The following is a 6,084-nucleotide window of genomic DNA, read 5'->3' on the forward strand; positions in this document are numbered from 1 at the left end:
AAATATAAAAGAATAATAGAAATGAGTGCACTTCCACTCATGTTACTATTTCTATCCGCCGTTGCCCTGACTTTCCAGAGCTGTAAAGGGAAAAGCAAAAGCAACAACCTTTCCGCAGCCACCGACTCGTTATCGGACGACGCCCTGATGGATACCGTCCAGCGACGGACTTTCCTCTATTTCTGGGAAGGTGCCGAGCCGAATAGCGGCTTAGCTCCCGAACGTTATCATGTAGACGGCGTTTATCCTGAAAACGATGCCAACGTAGTCACTTCCGGCGGCAGCGGCTTCGGCATCATGGCTATCCTTGCGGGAATCGACCGCGGTTACGTCACCCGCGAAGAGGGACTGGCACGAATGGAACGCATCGTTTCTTTCCTCGAAAAGGCAGACCGTTTCCACGGAGCCTACCCTCATTGGTGGTATGGTGATACGGGCAAGGTGAAACCATTCGGGCAAAAAGATAATGGGGGCGATCTGGTAGAGACCGCTTTCCTCATCCAAGGGCTGCTGGCCGTACACCAATATTACGTCAACGGAAACGAGAAAGAGAAAGCCCTCGCCCAACGTATCGACCAGATTTGGCGGGATGTCGACTGGAACTGGTATCGGCAAGGCGGGCAAAACGTTCTTTACTGGCATTGGAGTCCGACGTATGGCTGGGAAATGAATTTCCCTGTACACGGCTACAACGAATGTATGATTATGTATATTCTTGCCGCCGCTTCTCCTACACACGGAGTACCTGCGGCTGTCTATCATGACGGTTGGGCACAGAACGGAGCCATCGTTTCTCCGCATAAAGTGGAAGGAATCGAGTTGCACCTCCGCTATCAGGGCACCGAAGCCGGACCGCTTTTCTGGGCTCAATATTCTTTCCTCGGACTTGATCCGGTGGGACTGAAAGATGAATACTGCCCCAGCTACTTCCACGAAATGCGCAACCTGACACTGGTGAACCGTGCTTACTGCATCCGCAACCCTAAACATTACAAAGGTTTCGGACCGGATTGTTGGGGACTGACCGCCAGCTATTCCGTCGATGGATATGCAGCTCATTCGCCCAATGAGCAGGAGGACAAAGGAGTAATCTCCCCTACCGCCGCGCTTTCATCCATTGTCTATACACCGGAATATTCCATGCAAGTGATGCGCCATCTATATGGTATGGGAGATAAAGTGTTCGGTCCTTTCGGATTCTACGATGCTTTCAGCGAAACGGACAATTGGTATCCGCAACGTTATCTGGCTATCGACCAGGGTCCTATTGCTGTCATGATCGAAAACTACCGGAGCGGATTATTGTGGAAACTCTTCATGAGCCATCCCGACGTACAGGCCGGATTAACCAAACTTGGTTTTAACACCAACAAGCAAGACGTGAGACAGAAATAAGAGGGAATCTCGGTGTGCGGAAGTGGTCTACTGACCACCTCCACCACCGGTGTTTCCACCTCCTCCGCCGCCACCTTTCACATCGTCATTGTCGATGCTTCGTGCGGCTTTCTTTACACTGGCTTTCAACTCTCCAAGCCGATAGCTAATACTGAAACCGTAATACCGGCTCGGATATTTGCTCGAACTCTTCGAAATAAAGTTAGCTCCTTCTGTGTGATTATTGTAAGTTCTGTATTTCTCCAGAACATTGCTGCAATAAATATTCAAAGAAAGACGTTCTTCTTTCAGGAAAGAACGGCTCAATCCCAAACTATAATAACTATATCCTGAACCTTTTCCCTGCAAACTGATTCGGGGTGTGCTACCTCCGCCGTTCAGGCTCAAACGTACTTTTCCCGGTAAGGTCTGCTGAATTCCTCCATAAGCAGAAGCATTCCATCCATAATTGTGCAACTCTTGGGCAGGACTCCGCAAATCGCTATAATTGCCACGTCCATTGACGTAAATTCTCGTTTTAGGAGAAGCGTTCCAGTTCAAATAAAAGTTCAATCCTGTTTCCCGGCTCTTTCCGATATTACCGTATGTGCTATACAGTGCACCGTAGGGAGCTTTATGCCCACCTTCAAAGATTTCTCCGTCTTTATCAGTAATCAAACGGCTGATTCTTTCAATTCCATTGTTATTGAAAGAATGACGCAAAGAAAGATTGATGTTGAACTTGGACGTAAAACTGCTGTAAGACAAGTCGAACGAATGACTCTTCTCACTCTTCAGGTTCGGATTTCCCTGATTGATAAACATCGGATTCTGATTATCGAAATAAGGATTCAAATTCCAGATACCCGGACGCCAGATACGCATATTATATCCACCACGCAAATTCTGCGTCTTTCCTAGTTTTATTCCCAAGGAAACGGAAGGAACCAGATCACTAAAATTCGAATCAAAGTTCTCGCCCGGACCCACCAGATACTTCACCTCTTGTATGGTTTGCTCATAACGTAATCCCGGTTTGAAAGTAAATCCCTTGTATTTCAGCGTATATCCGGCATAAGCAGAGAGAATATGATTCAAATGACGGTACTCGCTACTACGATTCTCATTATATGCATAGTTTTCACTTGCTCCCTCGGCTTCATAAAACCGATTATCACTGGAGTTACGTCGGAAAATATATTTGGCACCGGTTTCAATTGTATGCAGCTTTCCAATCGGAGTAGTATAGTCCACCTGGAAAGTCTGCTCCATCGTATTTGTCTTTCCGTCCGAATGGAAATTCTTTAATGACAATTCTTTGATGATATCCAGTTTATTCTCATCAGGCTCGATGTCCAGATAAGTATTATATGAATCATTCGTTTGGGGTTGGGAATTGATTTTATAAGAAAACGTAATCATCCGTTCTTTATTTTTTCGGGAAGTACGTTGATAGTCTATATTTCCGTTGATAGAATACCATGACCCTTTTCCATGATTGTCGGTTCTATAACGGTACGCAAAATCCTGTCGATCAGCTCCGTGCATAATCGTATTTCCGCCACTGTTACTTTTGTCACTGCTACCGTACATTCCGAAAGCCACGGTCAGCAACCTCAACGTATCAATCTCGTAACTGGCTTCCAAATTGCCATACTGGAAATTCCCTTTCGACTTGGAGCTACTTTCCGATTCCAGATATTTTTCATTCTCTTTATCCGGTTCGTAGTTTTCGCGATAACTGTCGGAATAGCTGCGCGGGCTATTATTATAATTGTAGTTATAGTTGGCAGAAACAGTCAGTTTACCTTGTTTCACCATTGCGTAAGTGCCGGCACCTACTCCGTTATTATTAGCATTTCCTCTGAAAGTAGCCGTGTATCCTTCAAATCCGGAACCTACTGTGACGATATTCAGAATACCTCCGATACCTTCCGCATCATATTTAGCTCCCGGTGAAGTTATCACCTCAATATATTTGATCGTGTTTGCCGGCATACTTTTCAGTACTTCCTTCGGATTATTACTCATCATATTATTGGGCTTTCCATTTACATGTATCTTGAAACTGCTACTGCCGTTCACCTGTACATTGTCTTCTCCATCCACCGTTACCAAAGGCACTTTCCGAAGCATCTCCAATATACTGTTCGATTTTGAGTCCGGGTCATCTTCAATATTATATTCAATCTTATCCACATCTACCTTTACCAAAGGTTTTTGTGCAACTACCTCCACTCCTTTCAATACGTTATTGGCCTCTGAAGAAATCATTGTGCCCAAGTCAACCTCCTTCACGGACGGTTTTAGAGTAAATTCCTTTACTATCGGCGCTTTACCAATCGAAGAAATAGTGATGATGTAATTGCCCGCAGCGACATTCAGTTTCTCCTGAAATTTACCATTCGCCCCAGTCACCGCCATCTTGACTGCTTTATCCGGAGCATTTTTCTTTGCTATTTTGATGGTAGCATACGGTTCTCCCTCTTGTGTTAAAGAATCAATAAGTACTCCTTTGACTGTATAAGAAGGAGCTGTGGATTTTTGTGCCCACCCCGCCGCCACGGAGGTAGCGAATACGAATAGAATTAGTAGTAACAGTCTGTGTTTCATGACTAGAAATATATTAGTTTATGTTTATTAGACGCAAGACATTCAAAAATGCTGTAAATTCGAGAGCCAAAAGTAGTTGGTTTATCTACACTTACGAATTTTTCGGAGTTAAGAATATAAAACGAATGGATAAAAAATCTTACTACAGTATATTTCTAGTATTTTTAAACATTTCTATTTAGGGATATCTTTAAATATATCTATTCATGGGCATCTTTAAATTTTCTATTCAAGAGTACTTTTAGACATTTCCGCTCAACGGTATCGGTTATTCCTTATTTAAAAGGAGATAGAATGGTATTTACCGTCGTATCAACCATATCAGCCGCCTTAAGTGAGCGCAGATTCTTCCAACCCAGCAGGTACTAAAGTTCTCTTCATATTTCGTGAACACTTTCTCACAATCCCGGAGCCGGCTGTTTTGCCTTTTCATAGCTGTTTGTATCTCTTTCATTCGAGCTATTTGCTCTCTTTGATACAAGAGTTCTTTGTCTTGACAGCCAATAATTTCAGCATATAAGTTACAGATATTTGCTTTTTCAATACATAGGTCTTCCAATGTGTCGATATACTCGGCTGTAACTCGATCCTTATTCTGATGCAGGAATCCGATAAGGCTTTCTTCATCAACAGTGGTGATACCTTTCTCATACGACATTGGGAATCTTTTCATATCCGCCCAAAGCCAGATTACTTCTTTGTTGATTCCATACTTGGCCGCCGCTTCTTCTACGCTAATCCATTTTGGCATAATGCTTTTGTTTTAATGTGTTCCACAATAAAAATGGAGTATTATTTTGTTTATGTGGCACAACGGACATCCACGTTTTCTGTATTTCGGGCGGACGGGGAATTGTTTAGGTTAGACTTTTAGGGGTAATCATAACCGACCGGACACAAAAAAGACGTGAATGCTGTTGCACCATTATCCGGAATCAAGGCCTAGCGAAACCCTCCCAAAAGATAATAATGACAACAGACACCCACGTCAATCGTTTATATATAACACATCTTTTACGGATATGTTGATATAAGCCGTTAACGTGGAACATCTGTCGCATCATCTCTCCTTGGTTTAAATCGCTAGATTCTGATTCCGAGAGATAACACTTACATATTCCTAATTTAAGTAATATATAGCGCCTCCCGCTAATTTCATCACGCTGATGAGCAGAAAGCGTGTGACAAAGATATACATATTTTTTTAAATGTGGTGGAAATATGGAAATAAATGCTGGAAGTTATGTATATTCAGCAAGCCAGCTCAATTATAATTCTTGGGGATTTGGTTCAGGACAGCCATATCCCTAAAAATTGATTCATTCCCGTACGGGTTTGGCTCATTCTCTGTACGGTTTTGAATAAAATAATGGAGTATTCTGGAAACGTTGTGGTAAATCTGAAAAAGATGATTGAGTTTTTAAGATTCCCCGTTATCTTTTTATTATAAGATATGGGTCCAGGGTGAGGGGTGGTGAGGGTAGATTTATAACCTTTTATTTTATTATTTTCTATACTATCTCCTTTTTTATCCTCAAAAAAAAATACGAAAGTTATAAATCTACCCTCACCACCCCTCACCCTGGACCTATTCATTAGCGCACCGTTTAACTCGTTTCTATGCAGTTTTGATTCTTTTCACCACAGAGGACACGGAGGACACAGAGGTGAATTGGGTTTATGACTTACGGTTGTGACCCTAATTTTGATGCGTAATCCTTCCTCTATAAAGTTGAAAAAACATAAAAACATCTGCACCTGCAACCAAACGCGTGTAATACACTAGTTGACAAACAGTTGGAACGTTGCAGATACCTGCGGCAGATAGGTTGCAGATAAAGTATCTGCAACACGTTATATAATCAAAGAAAAAGCCTTGATTCCTTGATGCAAAGCTATGGGATAATTGGGGTGACTCTATGGAGAAATGGTGGTGTCTCTACGGGGAAACGACAGTATCCTTACGTAGAAACTGTAGTGTCCCGCCTTAGAAACTCTCGTTTCCTACCGTGGAAATTGTAATTTCTAATGCCGGAAACGACAGTTCCCCGCCTGGAAACGGGAAGTTAATGTATACAGTATGACTGTTTTCTACAC

3 protein-coding genes are annotated in these 6,084 nt (G+C 42.7%); 1 reads left to right on the forward strand and 2 read right to left on the reverse strand.

Going from position 1 to position 6,084, the window contains the following annotated elements:
• Positions 1 to 21: 21 nt before the first annotated feature.
• Positions 22 to 1,395 (forward strand): glucoamylase family protein, encoded by a 1,374-nt coding sequence (locus tag DXA54_RS15575; protein ID WP_008024291.1) that lies wholly within the window; start codon positions 22 to 24, stop codon positions 1,393 to 1,395.
• Between the two features lie 27 nt (positions 1,396 to 1,422).
• Here DXA54_RS15575 and DXA54_RS15580 read toward each other — a convergent pair whose 3' ends face one another.
• On the reverse strand, positions 1,423 to 3,987 hold the full coding sequence (locus tag DXA54_RS15580; RefSeq protein ID WP_120067143.1) for an outer membrane beta-barrel family protein: 2,565 nt from the start codon (positions 3,985 to 3,987) through the stop codon (positions 1,423 to 1,425).
• Positions 3,988 to 4,288: 301 nt separating this feature from the next.
• Positions 4,289 to 4,738 (reverse strand): hypothetical protein, encoded by a 450-nt coding sequence (locus tag DXA54_RS15585; RefSeq protein WP_004305184.1) that lies wholly within the window; start codon positions 4,736 to 4,738, stop codon positions 4,289 to 4,291.
• Between the last annotated feature and the right edge of the window lie 1,346 nt (positions 4,739 to 6,084).

Source organism: Bacteroides sp. OF03-11BH (assembly GCF_003604005.1).
Classification (GTDB): Bacteria; Bacteroidota; Bacteroidia; order Bacteroidales; family Bacteroidaceae; genus Bacteroides; species Bacteroides ovatus.

Bases quoted from the DNA above. Each gene is read 5' to 3' on its own strand.
- DXA54_RS15585 (WP_004305184.1), bottom strand. From the start codon at position 4,738: ATGCCAAAATGGATTAGCGTAGAAGAAGCGGCGGCCAAGTATGGAATC.
- DXA54_RS15575 (WP_008024291.1), top strand. From the start codon at position 22: ATGAGTGCACTTCCACTCATGTTACTATTTCTATCCGCCGTTGCCCTG.
- DXA54_RS15580 (WP_120067143.1), bottom strand. From the start codon at position 3,987: ATGAAACACAGACTGTTACTACTAATTCTATTCGTATTCGCTACCTCC.